Consider the following 17,159-nt stretch of genomic DNA (forward strand, 5'->3'; position numbering starts at 1 on the left):
GAGCAAGGTCCTCTCGCGCTTCGATGTGCATTCTGCGAGGGCTCCCGTGGAGGTGTGCAGCGATGCGTCCCAACTTCACACTGCCGGAGCTTGAGAACGCGTTGGAACGCGGCGAATGGCGATTGTGGTGTGATGGAGGGATGTCTTGGTAAGTCCAATCAGGAAGCCGCCGATCCTGGGGCACCCTCCCGTCCAACTCGAAACGTCCGTGCCGAAGGGCGGAACCAAGACCCCAAACATCGTCCACCCGGACGGCCACGACACCGCGTTCTCGATCCCCGCCGGCAAGACATTCGTGGTAACCGATGTCTCCGTTCAGCGGCTGTCCGTCCTTGGTACGGCGATGTTGTTGGAGGTCTCGCTGACGCAGGATATTCCCTCCAGCGGAGGAACGACAAATCGCTGGAGCTTCGTCGGGGAGACGACAGCCAATGTCGAGCGGACCTTCAGCACCGGAATTGCTTTCTCGACGCCGTTCGTGGTGAGAAACGGCAGCCAGAGCGGCGACACGGTTGTGGTTCGACTTTGGGGGTTCTTCCGATAGCGATCGAGCTGGCGCGCGTCAGTTGTGGTCCGGAGGTCGCCTCCAGCAGCTCCTGATCCGGCCCCGCTTCGGCGGGGCTTTCATATCGCCGCCGTCGGCAAGCGCAGGGCGTCGAGAAGACGAAGGCCGCTTCAGCGGGCAGGTCCTACGGTAGAAATTGCCTCGAGCGTCTTCCAACTGTTTGAAGATCTGACGAGCTACCTGCCGAATATTCCGCCCACCACACGGTGCATCGCGCCGCCGATCGCGCCGATGGGACCTCCGACATTCCTCTGATGTCGCGCGCGCCCCGCGCTGCGGCGGGGTTGACGGTCGGGTTTGGCAGCCTCGGTGGCTGCGTCCATCAGGACCTTGTGCTGAGCGGCGTTGAGGAAGCCGGTCGTGGGATAGCCGCGCTCCTCCTGCCAACGGGCGATGACGGCGCGGGTCTGCTCGTCGAACGTCCCGTTGATCCTGGTGCCGAACCCGAGCCTGGTCAGCCCTCGTTGCACGGCCCGACGCTTCGCCTTGGTGAGGCCGATCTGATTCTCGGTCTCCTGATTGGCTTCCTGGGCGGCGATCACCGTATCGGCGGGTGCCGACGCTTCACGCGGTGCGCTGCTCAGACCAGCGTGAGCGACCTGCGCGCTTCCGGCGATCGCCAGGATGGACAGTGCCACGATCAAGGCGCGCATGGCCTTATCCTTCGCCCTCAGGTCTGCCGATGACACGTTTCGAGGAATACAGCGCGACGCACTGAACGATCAACATCCGGCGACGCCACTCCGCTTCGTTGCAGAGTAACTGCGGCCCGGGCAGCACAGTTCCCTCACCTCGGGCCGATCGTTCCGTCGCGTTGCACGCGCGGGATCGGCGCACGGGATGGCAGATGTCGGCAGTCGCCGAGATACCCGGAGTTTGCCGGCTCGGTCCGCCGAGGAGGGATCGAGACCGACCGGCGCCTCGGTTGGGCGGCTCTTTCCATATGAAAATGCCGTTCTCGATAAGAAACCCCAATCGTAACATTCCTGCCGCATCGCAAAATGCTCATGCCGCTATGCAATATCGATCGTTGTATCTGGCATCTGGTATACGTAAATTCTCCTCAGTCAGAACGTCATACCGCCTCACTGAAGGAGACAAACCATGGCCAAGACCGTTGCCCTCCCCCTCGTTCAGCCCGTGTCCCTGTTCGGCCGCTTCCTCGCCGCCCTCGACCGCGTGCTGATGATCAGCGCCCGCGCTGCCAACCGCAACGGCGACCTGCCCTATTTCGGTCTCTGAGGCCGAAGGCGCTTCCGGCGCGCAGCCGGCACCGAAGCCCAACCAAGAGCCCCGGACCTCCGGGGCTTTTTGCTTTTCGCGACACCCCACCGCCTGCGACAAATTGGCCTGCCAGGCATCCCACCCAATCTCCTCAATTGCGGTCGGTCACCTCTTCATACCAAAATCAAATCGGTCGATTGGCTGCGGATGCACCTCTTGCTGCCTGATCCCGGCTGCCAACACAACTTTTGGCTGCATGGGCATCGCGGGGGAGTCCGGAGCTGACGACGGCCTGAAGCGCGGCACGGCGGAAAATGCCACCGGCCGGGCTCGACAGGTCAGTGGTTCGATTGGGCACAGCGGCCGCAAGAAGCCGTGCGTTCCGGGAATGAAGGGGAGAAAGCGTGATGAAGCGTTCCGTGTGCGTGGCCGTTATGGCCGGCATCGCCCTGATAGCAGGGCATATCCCGGCTCTGGCGGGATGGGAGCCCGTCCGGCCGGTCGAGTTCATCGTTCCGGCTGGCACCGGTGGCGGTGCCGATCAGATGGCCCGGACCATCCAGGGCATCGTCACCAAGCACAATTTGATGAAGCAGCCGCTGGTCGTGATCAACAAGTCCGGTGGCGCCGGCGGCGAAGGCTTCCTCGACGTCAAGGCGTCGGCCGGCAACCCGCACAAGATCATCATCACGCTGTCGAACCTGTTCACGACGCCGCTCGCGACCGGCATTCCTTTCAACTGGAAGGACCTCACTCCCGTCGCCATGCTGGCGCTCGACGAGTTCGTGCTCTGGGTCAACGCCGAGAAGCCCTATGCGACCGCCAAGGACTACATCGATGCGGTCAAGCAAGGCGGCGGCACCTTGAAGATGGGCGGCACCGGCTCGAAGCAGGAAGACCAGATCATCACGGTGGCGATGGAGAAGGCGACCGGCGCGAAGTTCACCTACATTCCCTACAAGGGCGGCGGCGAAGTGGCCGTGCAACTGGTGGGCAACCACATCGAATCCACCGTCAACAATCCCATCGAGGCGGTGGCGCAGTGGCGCGGCGGCAAGGTCAGGCCGCTCTGCGTCTTCGACGACAAGCCGATGGGCTATGACGAGCCGATCACCGACGGCAAGGCCTGGAAGGACATCCCGACCTGCAAGTCGCAGGGGCTCGACATCGAATATCTGATGCTGCGCGGCATCTTCATGTCGCCACGGGCCACCAAGGACCAGATCGAATACTACGTCGACCTGTTCAAGAAGGTGCGGGAGACGCCGGAGTGGCAGGAGTTCATGAAGACCGGCGCCTTCAACACCACCTTCATGACCGGCGCCGATTATGCCAAATGGGTCGAGACCGAAGAGAAGCGGCACGAGCTCCTGATGAAGGAAGCCGGCTTCCTGGCCTCGAACTGAGCGCCCTCGCATGAGCCGTCAAGGTGGATCCGCCGGCCCGAGCCACAAGGCGGTCGAGGTCGGCGTCACGCTCGCGATCGCGCTGTTTGGGATCATCGTGATCCTCGGCAGCGTGAAGGCCGGGATCAACTGGGGAGCCGAAGGACCGCGGGCGGGATTCTTCCCGTTCTACGTCGGACTTTTCATCGTGGCGGCCAGCGCGATGAACTTCCGCAGCACGCTGCGCGAGGATGACGGCCGTGTCTTCGCTGAATGGGGGCAGCTGCGCCAGGTCATGAGCGTGGTGGTGCCGACGGCGATCTATGTCGGCGCCCTGCCTTTCACCGGCCTGTACGTCGCCTCCATGATCTTCATCGCATGGTTCATGCGGTGGCTCGGCAAATATGGCTGGCTCACGGTGGCAGTGGTCGCGATCGGCATGCCGGTCGTGACCTATCTGATCTTCGAGCGCTGGTTCATGGTTCCCCTGCCCAAGGGGCCGGTCGAGGAATGGCTCGGACTCTAACAAGAAAACTCATCCGCTGAGGGTTGCAGGACCAAGCCGGCATGGAAGAACTCGCCAATCTGTTTCACGGCTTCGCCGTCGCCCTCCAACCCTTCAACATCATGGTGATGATCCTCGGGATCGTCCTCGGGGTGATCATCGGCGTGCTGCCGGGATTGGGCGGCGCCAACGGCGTCGCGATCCTGCTGCCGCTGACCTTCAGCATGCCGCCGACCTCGGCGATCATCATGCTGTCCTGCATCTACTGGGGCGCGCTGTTCGGCGGTGCCATCACCTCGATCCTGTTCAACATACCCGGCGAGCCATGGTCGGTCGCGACCACGTTCGACGGCTATCCGATGGCGCAGCAGGGCAAGGCCGGCGAGGCGCTCACGGCAGCTTTCACCTCGTCCTTCGTCGGCGCGCTGTTCGCGGTCATCATGATCACGCTGATCGCGCCGCTGGTGGCCGGCTTCGCGCTTCAGTTCGGCCCCGCCGAGAAGTTCGCCGTCTACTTCCTGGCCTTTTGCAGCTTCGTCGGCCTGAGCAAGGAGCCGCCGTTCAAGACGATCGCGGCGATGATGATCGGTTTCGCGCTCGCCGCAGTCGGCCTGGATTCCATCACCGGCCAGCTCCGGCTCACCTTCGGCATCACCGAGCTGCTCAACGGCTTCGACTTCCTGATCGCCGTGATCGGCCTGTTCGGCATCGGCGAGATCCTGCTGACGATGGAGGAAGGACTGAGCTTCCGCGGCGGCAACGCGCAGATCAATCTGCGCGTTGTGCTGCACACCTGGAAGGAGATGCCGGCACACTGGCTCACCGCGCTGCGCTCCTGTGTGATCGGCTGCTGGATGGGCATCACCCCCGCCGGCGCCACGCCGGCCTCGTTCATGAGCTACGGCATCGCCAAGCGCCTTTCCGAGCGCGGCAAGAAGTTCGGCCATGGCGAGATCGAGGGCGTCGTCGCGCCGGAGACGGCAGCCCATGCGGCGGGCACGGCGGCGCTGCTGCCGATGCTGTCGCTCGGCGTGCCCGGCTCCCCCACGGCGGCGGTGCTGCTCGGCGGTCTCTTGATCTGGGGCCTGCAACCGGGGCCGATGCTGTTCGTCGAGCAGAAGGAGTTCGTCTGGGGCCTGATCGCCTCGATGTATCTCGGCAACCTCGCCGGCCTGCTCGTCGTGCTGACCTGCGTCCCGGTCTTCGCGGCGATCCTGCGCATTCCCTTCAGCATCATCGCTCCGCTCATTCTCGTGCTCTGTGCCATCGGCGCCTATTCGGTGCATAGCAGCACGTTCGACGTGGTGCTGATGCTGGTGTTCGGCGTGCTCGGCTATCTGTTCAAGAAGTGCGGCTATCCTCTCGCGCCGCTGGTGCTCGCCATCGTGCTCGGCGACAAGGCCGAGGAGGCCTTCCGGCAGTCGCTGCTGGGATCCCAGGGATCGCTCGCGATCTTCTTCTCCAACGGGCTGGTCGGCACCATCATGGCGCTCGGGTTGATCGCGCTGTTCTGGTCGGCGATCCAGCAGGGCTACAACCGGTTGCGGGCGTTCGCCGCATGAGCCCGTTCTTACTTCGATAGTTGAGCTACAAATATCCTCTGCTGCGTCGTATTGTCGCTGCAGCGATTTGCCTTGCTTCTGCAGGCTTTTTTCGTCGATCGCAGGTCTACCAGCGCCCGCCTGCTCGATGAATCCGCTTGTCTATTGGCATATCATATACCAAACTCCCGCATAGCTGTTAGGACAAAAATAGACAGCCTGGAGGAAGCATGACGGACTTGGCTCACGCGGGGGCGCCCGCATCTGCAAGAGTAAGCGACGCCTACCGCTGGACGCAGCTCGCAGTTGGCGTCCTGGCGATGGTGATGATCGCCAACTATCAATATGGCTGGACCTTCTTCGTCCCGGATATCGCCAAGACGTTCGGCTGGGATCGCGCCTCGATCCAGTGGGCCTTCACGCTGTTCGTGCTGTTCGAAACCTGGCTGGTGCCGGTCGAGGGCTGGTTCGTCGACAAATACGGCCCGCGCATCGTCGTGCTCGTCGGCGGCGTGCTGTGCGCCATCGGTTGGATGATCAACGCCTACGCCACCTCGCTCAACGGCTACTATCTCGGCATGATCATCGCGGGCATCGGCGCCGGCGGCGTCTACGGCACCTGCGTCGGCAACGCGCTGAAGTGGTTTCCCGACAAGCGCGGCCTCGCGGCCGGCATCACCGCGGCCGGCTTCGGCGCCGGCTCGGCGCTCACCGTCGCACCGATCCAGGCCATGATCCGCGACTCCGGCTTCCAGACCACCTTCCTGTATTTCGGTCTCGGCCAGGGCATCATCATCGTCATCCTCGCCTTCTTCCTGTTCGCGCCCAAGGAAGGCCAGGTGCCCGCGGTCACGCAGAACACCAACCTCGTCCAGAGCCGCCGCAACTACAATCCGACCGAGGTGATCCGCCAGCCGATCTTCTGGCTGATGTACTTCATGTTCGTGATCGTCGGCGCGGGCGGTCTGATGGTGACGGCCAACCTCAAGCCGATCGCCGGGGACTGGAAGGTCGACAACATTCCGGTGACGCTGATCGGCATGACCATGACGGCGGTGACGTTCGCCGCCACCATCGACCGCGTGTTGAACGGCCTGACGCGTCCGTTCTTCGGCTGGATCTCGGACATGATCGGCCGCGAGAACACGATGTTCATCGCCTTCGGCATGGAAGGCATCGGCATCTGGGCGCTGTACATGCTGGGCCACGATCCGGTGTGGTTCGTGATCCTCTCCGGCTTCGTGTTCTTCGCCTGGGGTGAGATCTACTCGCTCTTCCCCTCGACCTGCACCGACACGTTCGGCACCAAGTTCGCCACCACCAATGCCGGCCTGCTGTACACCGCCAAGGGCACGGCAGCGCTGCTTGTGCCGATCGCGAACTACATGCAGCAGTCCTCCGGCAATTGGGACCGCGTCTTCATCATCGCGGCCGGCGCCAACATCCTGGCGTCGATTCTCGCGATCGCGGTGCTCAAGCCCTGGCGGCGGGTCGTGGTGCAGAAATCAACGCTCTGACGCCCCCTTCGCGCTGCAGCAAAAATAAAAAAGAACGCTTCCAGATTGACGACGCTCGGCATTTTGCCGAGCGTTTTCTTTTGCTTGGCGGACGATTTCGGTCTCGCTGCAAAGCAGCATGTCGCACCCTGTGTCGCAGGCCATATTGCGGACTGGAATATGTTATACCAGAATGGCTCGATGCGCAGATGAGGAGCGCGCTCGCAGCGGCATCCTCCAACAGAGCGCGTTTGGGAGGACACATGGTTTCCAGCACAGAGGTAACACCGCCTGTCCAGGCACAGTCCAGCGGCTTCCGCTGGCTCCAGCTCGCGATGGGCATCATCTGCATGGCGATGATCGCCAACCTGCAATATGGCTGGACACTGTTCGTCGATCCGATCGACGCGAAGTTTCACTGGGGTCGCACGGCGATCCAGCTGGCCTTCACGATCTTCGTCGTCACCGAAACCTGGCTCGTGCCGGTCGAGGCCTGGTTCGTCGACAAATACGGCCCGCGCCTCGTCATCATGTTCGGCGCCGTCATGATCTCGCTGGCATGGGTGCTGAACTCCTACGCCGACTCGCTCACCCTGCTCTACGCCGGCGCCGTCATCGGCGGCATCGGCGCAGGTGCGGTGTACGGCACCTGCGTCGGCAATGCGCTGAAATGGTTTCCCGACCGCCGCGGCCTCGCCGCCGGTGCCACCGCCGCGGGCTTCGGCGCCGGTGCGGCGCTGACCGTGGTGCCGATCGCCAGCATGATCGCCTCGAGCGGTTATCAGAGCGCCTTCTTCACCTTCGGCATCGGCCAGGGGCTGGTCGTGTTCGTGCTCGCGATCTTCCTGCGGCCGCCGACGGTTGCGGTGCCGGCCCGCAAGAAGCAGCTCAACCTGCCGCAGACCAAGATCGACTACACGCCGCCGCAGGTGCTGCGCACGCCGATCTTCTGGATCATGTATCTGGTGTTCGTCATGGTGGCCTCCGGCGGCCTGATGACCGCCGCCCAGATCGCCCCGATCGCCCACGATTTCAAGATCGCCAACGAGCCGGTGTCGCTCGCCGGCTTCCAGATGGCGGCGCTGACGTTCGCGATCTCGCTCGATCGCATTTTCGACGGCTTCGGCCGCCCCGTGTTCGGCTGGATCTCCGACACGATCGGTCGTGAGCACACCATGTTCATCGCCTTCGGCACGGCCGCCTTGATGCTGCTGACGCTGTCGAGCTACGGGCACAATCCGATCGTGTTCGTGCTCGCCACCGCCGTCTATTTCGGCGTCTTCGGCGAAATCTACAGCCTGTTTCCGGCGACCTCGGGCGATACGTTCGGCAGCAAATACGCCGCGACCAACAACGGCATGCTCTACACTGCGAAGGGCACCGCCTCGCTCTTGGTCCCGCTCGCCAGCATCGTCTCAGCAAAGTATGGCTGGCAGGCCGTGTTCGTGATCGGCGTCGCGCTGAACGCGACGGCCGCCTTGATGGCGCTGTTCGTGATCAAGCCGCTGCGCCGGGCCTTCATCCTCGGCAAGGAGCCGGTCACCGAGCCGGTGACGCAGGACGCCAGGATGGCGTGACGCCACGGTTTCCTCCCGCGACTTCAGGAGGCGCACCAGCGGTGCGCCTCTTTTTTGCGCCGGGGCGGGATGCCCCGGTCATATCCGGCAGTGTCGCTGACGTGTTTTTTCGGTGGCCTCGCGCACGAAAAGCCATCAAACCCGATTGACTTCTGGCATAACGTATACCAGACTTCCTCCCGTTCACTACAACCAAACGGGAGGGTGCCATGAAGGTCGGAGACATCCTGCGCAACAAGACGGCGCGCGTGATCACGGTGCGAATGAACGAGACCGTCGGCGTCGCGGCGCAGCTGATGCGCGCCAGCAATGTCAGCGCCCTCGTCGTCAAGGATGTCGTCCGCACCGAGGGCAACACCGCGGCCGGCATGTTCACCGAGCGCGATGTCGTGCGCGCCATCGCCGAGCATGGCGCCGCCGGCGTCAACCTGAAGGTCTCGCAATTGATCTCGCCGCAGCGGCTGATCTCCTGCAGCACCGAGGATACGCTCGAACACGTGCGGCACCTGATGAACGTGCACCACATCCGCCACCTCCCGGTCATTGTCGACTTCGCGCTGGCCGGCGTCATCAGCATGCGCGACGTCTCCTCGGCCTTCGACGAAGCGGAAGCTCCGGTCGCCGCCTGACGCATCCAGCCCGGTCAGCGGAACCGGTTCAATCCTGAGAGAACCTTGTCGGAGCTGCGCGCCGCCTGTTAGGCGGTGCGCAGAGAGGAGCGGCACAGTAAGGTCGCCGTTCATGCTGACCCGACAGGATTCCTTGCGATGAAAGCCTATGTCTACGGCGCCCAGGGCGCCGCGATCACCGATATCGCCAAGCCCGCGCCGAAGGGCACGCAGGTGCTGGTGCGCGTGCGCGCCTGCGGCCTCAATCGCGCCGATCTCGGCATGACCAAGGGGCATGTGCATGGCGCCGCCGGCGGCGTCGGCACCGTCCTCGGCATGGAATGGGCCGGCGAGGTCGCCGAGCTCGGGCCCGACGCCAGGGGCGTGAAGATCGGCGACAAGGTCATGGGCTCGGGCAGCGCGGCGTTCGCCGAATACACCCTTGCCGACCATGGCCGGCTGTTCCACGCGCCGTCGAACATGAACTTCGACGAGGCCGCCACGCTGCCGATCGCGCTGACCACGATGCACAACGCCGTCGTCACCAACGGCGCTTTGCAGCCGGGCCAGCGCATGCTGGTGCAGGGTGCGAGCTCCGGCGTCGGGCTGATGGCGATGCAGATCGCCAAGCTCAAGGGCGCCCGGCTCGTGATCGGCTCCTCGACCGATGCGATGCGCCGCGGACGGCTCAAGGAGTTCGGCGCCGATCTCGCCATCGACTCCAGCGATCCTGCCTGGGTCGACCAGGTGCTGCAGGCGACCGACGGCGAGGGCGTCGATCTGATCGTCGATCAGGTGTCCGGCAAGGTTGCCAATCAGAACCTCGCCGCAACCAAGGTCCTCGGCCGCATCGTCAACGTCGGCCGGCTCGGCGGCACCCATGCCGACTTCAATTTCGACCTGCACGCGGCGCGCCGCATCACCTATGTCGGCGTCACTTTCCGAACCCGTTCGATCGAGGAGATCCGTACGATCTTCGACGAGGTGAAAAAGGACATCTGGGGGGCGGTCGAGCAGCGCACGCTGCGGCTGCCGATCGACCGCGTTTTCGCCTTCGACGACATTGGCGCGGCGTTCGCGCACATGGAGGCGAACAAGCATCTCGGCAAGATCGTGGTCACCTTGTGAACGCAACCTTCTGAGATTTAGAAGCACTCGAAACAGCGCGCGGTCCACGCCCATGGACCGCGCGATCCCGGCTTTCATGGTGCGGCCTCGGCTGCTACATCCGCCGCCATGAGAGACGCCGCCTCCCATGTCGATTCCGGGAAAACCCGTGTCGCCGCGATCTCGATCGCGGCGAGCGCCAGCATGGCCGCGGCGAAGTTCATCGTCGGCATCCTGATCGGCAGCCTCGCGCTCGTCTCCGAGGCCCTGCACAGCGCCGTCGACGTCGTCGCCACCGTCATCACGTGGATGGTGGTTCGGGTATCGGACCGGCCGGCCGACGACGAGCATCATTACGGCCACGGCAAGCTGGAGAGCCTGTCGGCGCTTGGCGTCATCGCCCTGCTCTACGTGCTGGCCGGCGGCGTGCTGGTCGAGTCCGTCAGCCGGCTGCGCGAGGCGGCGGCACCGCCGTCGCTGTCGGCGATTCCGTTCGTGGTGCTGCTGATCGACATCGCCGTCAATTTCTGGCGCGCCCGCGCGCTGCACCGGGCCGCGCACGAGACCCACAGTCAGGCGCTCGCCGCCGACGCCCTGCATTTTGCCTCCGACGTGCTCGGCTCGATCGCCGTCATCGCCGGCCTGGTCCTCACCGCGTTCGGGTTCTGGTGGGGGGATTCCGCCGCCGCGGTCGCCGTCGCCCTGATGATCTCGATGCTCGGCCTGCGGCTGGCGCGCTCCACCGTAGAAACACTGCTCGACCGCGCGCCGGAGGGCGCGGCCGAAAAGGCGCGCGCCGCGATCCGTTCGATCAATGGCGTCGTCGATGTCGAGCGGCTGCGGGTGCGGCTCGTCGGCGCGACGCATTTCGTCGACGCCACGGTGCAGGTGCCGCGCACCTACCCGATCGACCGCGTGCACGAGATCAAGCGCGATGCGCAGGCCGCGGTCGATGCCAGCCTGTCCGGCGCCGACGTCACCTTCACGACGGTACCGGTCGCGCTCAGCAATGAGAGCGTGCGTGAGCGCATCATGGTGATCGCGCGCAATTCCGGCCTCGCGATCCATCACGTCACCGTCCATGATGTCGGCGGGCGCCTGATCGTCGCGATCGACCTCGAGGTCGACGGCGACATGAGCCTGTTCGCGGCACATGCGATCGCGCACGAGCTGGAACGCTCGATCCGCGACGAATTCGGCGCCGATGTCGAGGTCGACACCCATATCGAGCCGCTCGAGCCCGAGCTGCCATTCGGCGTCGACGCGCCGGCGCAGCGGATCGCCGAGATCGCCGCGGCCCTGCAGCGCCTCGCAGCCGAGACCGACATGTACGACGTGCACAATGTCCGCGTCCGCAACACCGAGGCTGGCGAGATCGTCAACTTCCACTGCCGCGCAGCGCCGTCGATGAGCGTGCTGAAGGTGCACGACAATGTCGACCACATCGAGCGCGGAGTGCGTCGCGCCTTCCCGAGCGTCAAGCGCGTCATCAGTCACGCCGAGCCGCCGCACGGTTGAGGCCTGAACGTCACGCTGCGTTCCCGCTTCGGACTCACTCTGCCGGCTTTTCGCCATGGCAAATCCGCATTGGATAAGATTTATTAGCTTTTGCCAAATCGTTGACTCTCGACAGCCCGAGAAATCTGGATTCAAATCAACTTGATTCGGAAGCGGCTGGGGCTCTTTCGAAATTCGGGTATCCAAGAAGTTTCGGGGGTCTACAGCATGACGCGTGCGCATGCCGCGAACGCGTGCGTCCAATCTTCTGATTCCATCAAGGGGTTGGCGCAATCGATCGCGAAACCGGCCTATCAAAGGCTGCTGACTGCTGAGCCGGTATTGCGTCGTGCTGTCCCTACTTTGATCATCGCCTTTCTCGTCACCATCTGCCTCGGCGCTTTCGTCCAGGTGCTCGACCAGAGCCGTCAGAAGCGCGGCGCGACCAAGCGCGACCTGGCCGCGATCTCCGACCTGCTCGCCGACCGCATCGGCAATCTGGCGATGCGCCCGGACCGCATCGCCCATATCGAGCACCTGCAGAGCCTGCTGCCCGACCTGATCCCCGCCTGGGGCGCAGCGCCCGGCCGCCACGTGATCGTGACCGGCGCCGACCACCGCATTCTCGCCCGGGTTCCGGTCGACACCGGACTCGGCGAGAACGACCGTATCCTCGACCTGATCTCCACCGCGCAGCTCCTGGCGACGCCGGGCCTGCAGGGCGCGGTCACCGAGATCACGCTGCCGAACGGCCGTCCGGCCTTCGCGGTGTCGCAGTTGATCAAGGCGCTGCCTGGCCGCGTCGTGGTGATCCAGGAGAAGCTCGAGCCGATCTGGGGCTCGGACGCCGCACTCTCGGTCACGCTGTCGGCGACGACGGGCTTCGTCGTGCTGATCCTCGGCTTCGCCTTCCACTGGCAGTCGACCCGCGCCCGCGAGGGCGACCTGATCAACGACGCCGTGCGGGGCCGCATCGACACCGCGCTCAATCGCGGCCGCTGCGGGCTGTGGGACTGGGACCTGTCGCGCGGCCGCATCTTCTGGTCGAACTCGATGTTCGCGATGCTCGGCCTGGAAAACCGCACCGACCTCCTCACCTTCGGCGAGGTCAACGCGCTGGTGAACTCGGACGACATCGACCTGTTCGAGATCGCTGACCAGCTCGTCGCCGGCGACATCCACCAGATCGATCAGAGCTTCCGGATGCGCCACACCGAGGGTCACTGGATCTGGCTCCGGGTGCGTTGCGAGCTCAGCCAGGGCACCTCCGATTCCGGCCTGCACCTGATCGGCATCGCCGTCGACGTCACCGAGCAGAAGAGCCTGGTCGAGAAGACCGTCGAGGCCGACCTCCGCCTGCGCGACGCGATCGAGACGATCTCGGAAGCCTTCGTGCTGTGGGACGCCAACAACCGGCTGGTGCTGTGCAACTCGCATTTCCAGAAGCTGCACAAGCTGCCGGACTCCGCCGTGATCCCCGGCACCTCCTATGAGACCGTCATCGAGGTCGGCAAGATGCCGGAGATCCGCACGCGGCTGCACGATCACAGCCAGCAGGCGCCGGGCGGCCGCACCTTCGAGGCGCAGCTCGACGACGGCAGCTGGCTGCACATCAGCGAGCGCCGCACCAAGGACGGCGGCTACGTCTCGGTCGGCACCGACATCACCCGCATCAAGGAGCACGAGCAGAAGCTCGTCGACAACGATCTGCGCCTGCGCGCCACCGTGATCGACCTGCAGCGCTCGCAGAGCGCGCTCGAGCGCCAGGCGATCGAGCTTGCCGACCTCGCGGAGAAATACTCGCAGGAGAAGACCCGCGCCGAGGAAGCCAACCAGACCAAGTCGAAATTCCTCGCCAATATGAGCCACGAGCTGCGCACGCCGCTCAACGCCATCATCGGCTTCTCCGAGATCATGGGCAGCGGCATGTTCGGCTCGCTCGGCTCCGAGAAGTACCAGGAATACTGCCACGACATCCTGACCTCCGGTCAGTATCTGCTCGAGGTGATCAACGACATCCTCGACATGTCGAAGATCGAGGCCGGCCGTATGAAGCTCGACATGGAGCCGCTCGACCTCGCCAAGACGCTGGCGGAATCGCTGCGCGTCGTCTCCGGTCGCGCCCTGGACAAGAGCCTCGTCCTCGACGCCGACATCGGAGGCAGCATCCCCGTCGTCGCCGACCGTCGCGCCACCAAGCAGATCATGGTCAACCTGCTGTCGAACGCGGTGAAGTTCACCCCCGAAGGCGGCCGTGTCACGATGCGGAGCCGCGTGTTCGAGGACAAGGTCGTGCTCATCATCGCCGACACCGGCATCGGCATCCCCGCGCAGTCGCTGGCGCGGCTCGGCCGCCCGTTCGAGCAGGTCGAGAGCCAAATGACCAAGACCTATCACGGCTCCGGCCTCGGCCTCGCCATCGCCCGCTCGCTGGCCCAGTTGCACGGCGGCTCGATGCGGCTGCGCTCGCGGCTGGAGTGCGGCACCGTCGTCCGCGTCACCCTGCCCCGCGACGCGTACAAGGCGACGGCGAGCATCTCGGTCGCGGCCTGAGGGGCATGCGCGATGCCGTAGGGTGGGCAAAGGCGCGCCCGTGAAGCTGCGTGTCGAGCAGCGCTCCATCGCGCGCCGTGCCCACCGATGTTCACGACGCAGACGGTGGGCACGCGCCGCCTGACGGCGCCGCTTTGCCCACCCTACGGCAGCGCGCCCAACTACGAACTCTGGTCGTACCCTGTCTGCATCGACAACCACCGCCGTCGTCCCGGCCTTGAGCCGGGACCCATAACCCCAGGCAGCCGTTTGAGGCACGCTCGTCAACCATCTCGCATCTCACACCCGCCGCGGAGTATTCGTCCCGGGTCGGCGCCGCAACGTGCTCTCGCGCGACGCGGCTTGCCCGGGACGACACGCGAAAGATCGGATTTACGTCTCATACGAACACCGTGGACGCTTCGAACATGACACCGCGGTCTCGCGGCACACGATGCCCGAGTGATGCGATCAGTCATGCCCTTCGAATTGCAAAGGGCGCAGGGAAGGCCAGGCGTCGGCTGACGCCTGCGGCCCGCCTGCGAGAAAAAATGCAGGCGGCAGGTACCACAGGTGCAGCCGGACAAACCCGGCCTTCCCTGCGCGATGGTCTTCACGCTTATACGCAGTCGCCCTGGTGCGCCGGCTTGTTGGCCACCATTCCCGCGCGAAGCCAAGCCTCGCTCCGAGTTGGACACCAGCTTCGGGGTGTCAGGCCGCTGCGACTTCACGTCCGCAAGACATCCGTTCGTCCGCGCCATCCTGAGACGACGCTGCGAACGCCCGCGGCCACCGCATCCCCGCCTCGCGTGTCGTGACGATCGCGCGCAACGCCCCTTTGCTTGAGGCGGGATGGACATAGGAAGACACAGGATTTTAATTCTGAAAAGCAGAATATTTTTCACTGGCAATCTTGACAGAGCGTCGCACGTTGATTTCGCTTGCGAATTCTATATCTCGGCGCAGGCCCGCGGGGATACGCGAGACCTGTTCGCAAGGCATCTCGAGGCCTCGTCTCGCTCGACGGGCGACTCACCCCGCGCTCGCGACCGCGTTACGCAATGAGATCCCGCGAACATGACAAGGCGGTGCTACGCCGATGGACTTGATCATCAAGCCCTTAACTCTTTGCCTGCAGATTGGAGGTCTGCAACCGGGAGGCTGGGTCTTCCCATGGCCTGTCGCCAAAGCATGGTGCACCAATGCTTCGCCGCCTTCTTCTGCTTCTGCTCGACGTGGTCCTCTCGGCTGGCATCGTATTCCTCGTATCACTTGCCGAAGCAGTTCTGTTTGCGTCACTCCCGAACAGCCTCGTCTTCGTGGCGATGTTTGCATCGCCGCTTCTTTTGATTCCCCTAGGTCTGGCCTGCGCTCCCTTTTTGGCGATTCCGCTCTATGGGCTCGTAAAGGGCCGCTACGGCTTTCTGTTGGGTCCCATCGTCCTTGCCGGCGCCATTTATCTCCACTCCTCGTGGCGAGTGCAGCAAGATGAAGCTGCACTGGTCGAGATGGCTGTGCCGCGGCAGCAGCCCGACAAGCAGAACCACGCCCTTCTCGCGATCGAAAGCTCGAAGTCCTATGAGGACGCCAGCATTCGCGTGCTCGCCACGTCAGCTCACGAGGTGGCGTTGAAGTCCACCGGCTATGGCCGGATCGATTGGACGCTGTATCGGCCGGCGGATGGCACGGCGTGTCTCGCACCGGAGAATGCCGTCCGCGCGCTCGACTTTCTCCGTCTCGGTTATCCAGGAAAGTGCGCCACGAAAAGTTCGGTCGTCGATTTCGATGATGGCCTCTTCCTTTCGGAGAGAAACCATGACGGCAGATATTGGCTGGCGGCGGACGACCTGCCGATCCGCTTCCACGGCTATGTCTACGAACTTCTGGAACGAAACTCCGGACATAGCCGCGTCCTGGCCCGACGGATCAAGGGGGCCATGGACATGAAGTGGGTTCTTCCACTGGCCCTGTTCGAGAAGCGACCAACCCCTGTGGAGGCTGGTCCGCCGGTCGATGGCGAGGTGCTTCTGGCCGAGTCGATCGGTGTCAGTCGCGATGCCCTCCGACACCCGGTCGATCCGTTTCCCTACGACGAGGTCCTGATCGGGATTGAACAGTATTTCGGTCGACAGCAGTTGGTCGGCTCTGGCGCGAGTACGCTCGAAGCCATGGCCGTCGATCGCTGGAGGAATATCGCGCTTCTGGAATACACGCAATTTCCCGACCGCATCAAGGGGCGCATGCTCGGCCTGTTCGCGAGTCGCGATCCTCTCCGGGTCGCACTGGGTCTCAGCCTGTATCGCGCCGTAACGCCGCTTTCCGCTCCAGGCTGGGCTGGAGCCGACGAGCTGCTGTTCGACCTCATCGGTGTGCCGGTTTCGGGACACGCAGAGGCCGTGCTGCAAGGTCTCCTGGAGCGACAGTTCGCTCCGGAACGCAAAGACATTTCACCTGAGTTGAGGGCCAGCGCGAGGATGCGTTCCAACGACCCTGGCCTCAAATCTTGGCAGCGCGAGTTGTTGGCGAGGATCGGCGGCGCCTGATCCGCACGTGGCAGTCGTCGACGGCGATCAGCAATTATTGCCAAGTTTGGCGGACCTCACTGCGCGAGAGTCGAGATCGCACTGTCGAGGGACAATCTGATGCTAAAGCGTATCTGGTGCGGCTGGAGCACTCCCGCAAATGCCGATGCCTATGAGGACCTGCTGCGCGCGGCGATCTTTCCAGGGATCGAGGCCCGGAACATCGCGGGGTTTTTGAGCATCGAGCTGCTGCGCAGGCCGATCGACGGCGGCGAGTTCGCGACGATCATGACGTTCGCCGATCAGGCGGCGGTGGTGTGCTTCGCCGGTCCGATGCATGAGACAGCCGTGGTGCCACCGGCAGCGCAACGGCTGCTCAGCCGCTATGACGGCCAAGCCGCGCATTATGAGCTAAGGATCACGGGCCAGGCGCAAGCTCAGCATTCGGGGAGCGCATGAGCCCTCGCCGGCCGATGGCACTAGCGAGGCCTACCTGCAGCGCCGACCATCCCTGCGGCGGCAGCCTGGATTGCTTCGCTGCTGTTTAGCCCGGAGACATAGCTTACACCTGTTCGGGGACATGGTTGACACTTTTGGGGT

General features: G+C 64.2%; 15 protein-coding genes. 13 read left to right on the top strand and 2 right to left on the bottom strand.

Annotated features, from left to right (window positions below; all coding sequences use genetic code 11):
- The first annotated feature begins 208 nt into the window (after positions 1–208).
- Positions 209–544: a hypothetical protein gene (locus ACQR1D_RS31325; protein WP_315805095.1), complete on the top strand. Its 336-nt coding sequence runs from the start codon at positions 209–211 to the stop codon at positions 542–544.
- 197 nt (positions 545–741) lie between these two features.
- On the opposite strand, the gene ACQR1D_RS31330 is transcribed toward ACQR1D_RS31325, so the two are convergent.
- Complete coding sequence (locus tag ACQR1D_RS31330; RefSeq protein ID WP_315805094.1) at positions 742–1,218, bottom strand: peptidoglycan-binding domain-containing protein; 477 nt, start codon at positions 1,216–1,218, stop codon at positions 742–744.
- Positions 1,219–1,669: 451 nt separating this feature from the next.
- On the opposite strand from ACQR1D_RS31330, the gene ACQR1D_RS31335 reads away from it, so the two are divergent.
- The 8 genes from ACQR1D_RS31335 to ACQR1D_RS31370 all read left to right on the top strand — a co-directional run bounded on the left by ACQR1D_RS31335 (position 1,670) and on the right by ACQR1D_RS31370 (position 10,029).
- Positions 1,670–1,807: a hypothetical protein gene (locus ACQR1D_RS31335; protein WP_315805093.1), complete on the top strand. Its 138-nt coding sequence runs from the start codon at positions 1,670–1,672 to the stop codon at positions 1,805–1,807.
- A 389-nt stretch (positions 1,808–2,196) separates the two neighbouring features.
- Entirely contained in the window at positions 2,197–3,195 is a 999-nt protein-coding gene (locus ACQR1D_RS31340) for a Bug family tripartite tricarboxylate transporter substrate binding protein (RefSeq protein ID WP_434840485.1), read from the top strand.
- A gap of 10 nt (positions 3,196–3,205) precedes the next feature.
- The gene (locus tag ACQR1D_RS31345; RefSeq protein ID WP_315805091.1) at positions 3,206–3,700 is read left to right on the top strand and encodes a tripartite tricarboxylate transporter TctB family protein; all 495 of its coding nucleotides are present in this window, start codon (positions 3,206–3,208) and stop codon (positions 3,698–3,700) included.
- Between the two features lie 41 nt (positions 3,701–3,741).
- Complete coding sequence (locus ACQR1D_RS31350; protein ID WP_434840484.1) at positions 3,742–5,241, top strand: tripartite tricarboxylate transporter permease; 1,500 nt, start codon at positions 3,742–3,744, stop codon at positions 5,239–5,241.
- A gap of 209 nt (positions 5,242–5,450) precedes the next feature.
- Positions 5,451–6,737: an oxalate/formate MFS antiporter gene (gene oxlT / locus ACQR1D_RS31355; RefSeq protein ID WP_315716169.1), complete on the top strand. Its 1,287-nt coding sequence runs from the start codon at positions 5,451–5,453 to the stop codon at positions 6,735–6,737.
- A 242-nt stretch (positions 6,738–6,979) separates the two neighbouring features.
- On the top strand, positions 6,980–8,293 hold the full coding sequence (oxlT, locus tag ACQR1D_RS31360) for an oxalate/formate MFS antiporter (protein ID WP_434840483.1): 1,314 nt from the start codon (positions 6,980–6,982) through the stop codon (positions 8,291–8,293).
- A gap of 209 nt (positions 8,294–8,502) precedes the next feature.
- The gene (locus ACQR1D_RS31365) at positions 8,503–8,922 is read left to right on the top strand and encodes a CBS domain-containing protein (RefSeq protein ID WP_172114347.1); all 420 of its coding nucleotides are present in this window, start codon (positions 8,503–8,505) and stop codon (positions 8,920–8,922) included.
- A gap of 138 nt (positions 8,923–9,060) precedes the next feature.
- Positions 9,061–10,029, top strand: a complete 969-nt coding sequence (locus ACQR1D_RS31370) for a quinone oxidoreductase family protein (RefSeq protein ID WP_316218514.1) — start codon at positions 9,061–9,063, stop codon at positions 10,027–10,029.
- 74 nt (positions 10,030–10,103) lie between these two features.
- Here the strand turns inward: ACQR1D_RS31370 and ACQR1D_RS31375 are convergent, their stop codons facing one another.
- Positions 10,104–10,232, bottom strand: a complete 129-nt coding sequence (locus ACQR1D_RS31375) for a hypothetical protein (RefSeq protein ID WP_315716165.1) — start codon at positions 10,230–10,232, stop codon at positions 10,104–10,106.
- Between ACQR1D_RS31375 and ACQR1D_RS31380 the strand changes: the two genes are divergently transcribed.
- The 4 genes from ACQR1D_RS31380 (at position 10,213) to ACQR1D_RS31395 (ending at position 17,018) form a co-directional block, all read left to right on the top strand.
- Entirely contained in the window at positions 10,213–11,526 is a 1,314-nt protein-coding gene (locus ACQR1D_RS31380; protein WP_315805086.1) for a cation diffusion facilitator family transporter, read from the top strand. The genes ACQR1D_RS31375 and ACQR1D_RS31380 overlap by 20 nt on opposite strands.
- A gap of 207 nt (positions 11,527–11,733) precedes the next feature.
- Positions 11,734–14,058, top strand: a complete 2,325-nt coding sequence (locus ACQR1D_RS31385) for a sensor histidine kinase (RefSeq protein ID WP_315805085.1) — start codon at positions 11,734–11,736, stop codon at positions 14,056–14,058.
- A 1,181-nt stretch (positions 14,059–15,239) separates the two neighbouring features.
- Positions 15,240–16,580, top strand: a complete 1,341-nt coding sequence (locus ACQR1D_RS31390; RefSeq protein WP_434894277.1) for a hypothetical protein — start codon at positions 15,240–15,242, stop codon at positions 16,578–16,580.
- Between the two features lie 99 nt (positions 16,581–16,679).
- Positions 16,680–17,018 (top strand): antibiotic biosynthesis monooxygenase, encoded by a 339-nt coding sequence (locus ACQR1D_RS31395; protein WP_315805083.1) that lies wholly within the window; start codon positions 16,680–16,682, stop codon positions 17,016–17,018.
- Positions 17,019–17,159 lie beyond the last annotated feature (141 nt).

Source organism: Bradyrhizobium sp. HKCCYLRH2047, from assembly GCF_051168175.1.
Classification (GTDB): domain Bacteria; phylum Pseudomonadota; class Alphaproteobacteria; order Rhizobiales; family Xanthobacteraceae; genus Bradyrhizobium.

Bases quoted from the DNA above. Each gene is read 5' to 3' on its own strand.
- ACQR1D_RS31330 (WP_315805094.1), bottom strand. From the start codon at position 1,218: ATGCGCGCCTTGATCGTGGCACTGTCCATCCTGGCGATCGCCGGAAGC.
- ACQR1D_RS31335 (WP_315805093.1), top strand. From the start codon at position 1,670: ATGGCCAAGACCGTTGCCCTCCCCCTCGTTCAGCCCGTGTCCCTGTTC.
- ACQR1D_RS31340 (WP_434840485.1), top strand. From the start codon at position 2,197: ATGAAGCGTTCCGTGTGCGTGGCCGTTATGGCCGGCATCGCCCTGATA.
- ACQR1D_RS31345 (WP_315805091.1), top strand. From the start codon at position 3,206: ATGAGCCGTCAAGGTGGATCCGCCGGCCCGAGCCACAAGGCGGTCGAG.
- ACQR1D_RS31350 (WP_434840484.1), top strand. From the start codon at position 3,742: ATGGAAGAACTCGCCAATCTGTTTCACGGCTTCGCCGTCGCCCTCCAA.
- oxlT (WP_315716169.1), top strand. From the start codon at position 5,451: ATGACGGACTTGGCTCACGCGGGGGCGCCCGCATCTGCAAGAGTAAGC.
- oxlT (WP_434840483.1), top strand. From the start codon at position 6,980: ATGGTTTCCAGCACAGAGGTAACACCGCCTGTCCAGGCACAGTCCAGC.
- ACQR1D_RS31365 (WP_172114347.1), top strand. From the start codon at position 8,503: ATGAAGGTCGGAGACATCCTGCGCAACAAGACGGCGCGCGTGATCACG.
- ACQR1D_RS31370 (WP_316218514.1), top strand. From the start codon at position 9,061: ATGAAAGCCTATGTCTACGGCGCCCAGGGCGCCGCGATCACCGATATC.
- ACQR1D_RS31380 (WP_315805086.1), top strand. From the start codon at position 10,213: ATGGCCGCGGCGAAGTTCATCGTCGGCATCCTGATCGGCAGCCTCGCG.
- ACQR1D_RS31375 (WP_315716165.1), bottom strand. From the start codon at position 10,232: ATGAACTTCGCCGCGGCCATGCTGGCGCTCGCCGCGATCGAGATCGCG.
- ACQR1D_RS31385 (WP_315805085.1), top strand. From the start codon at position 11,734: ATGACGCGTGCGCATGCCGCGAACGCGTGCGTCCAATCTTCTGATTCC.
- ACQR1D_RS31390 (WP_434894277.1), top strand. From the start codon at position 15,240: ATGCTTCGCCGCCTTCTTCTGCTTCTGCTCGACGTGGTCCTCTCGGCT.
- ACQR1D_RS31395 (WP_315805083.1), top strand. From the start codon at position 16,680: ATGCTAAAGCGTATCTGGTGCGGCTGGAGCACTCCCGCAAATGCCGAT.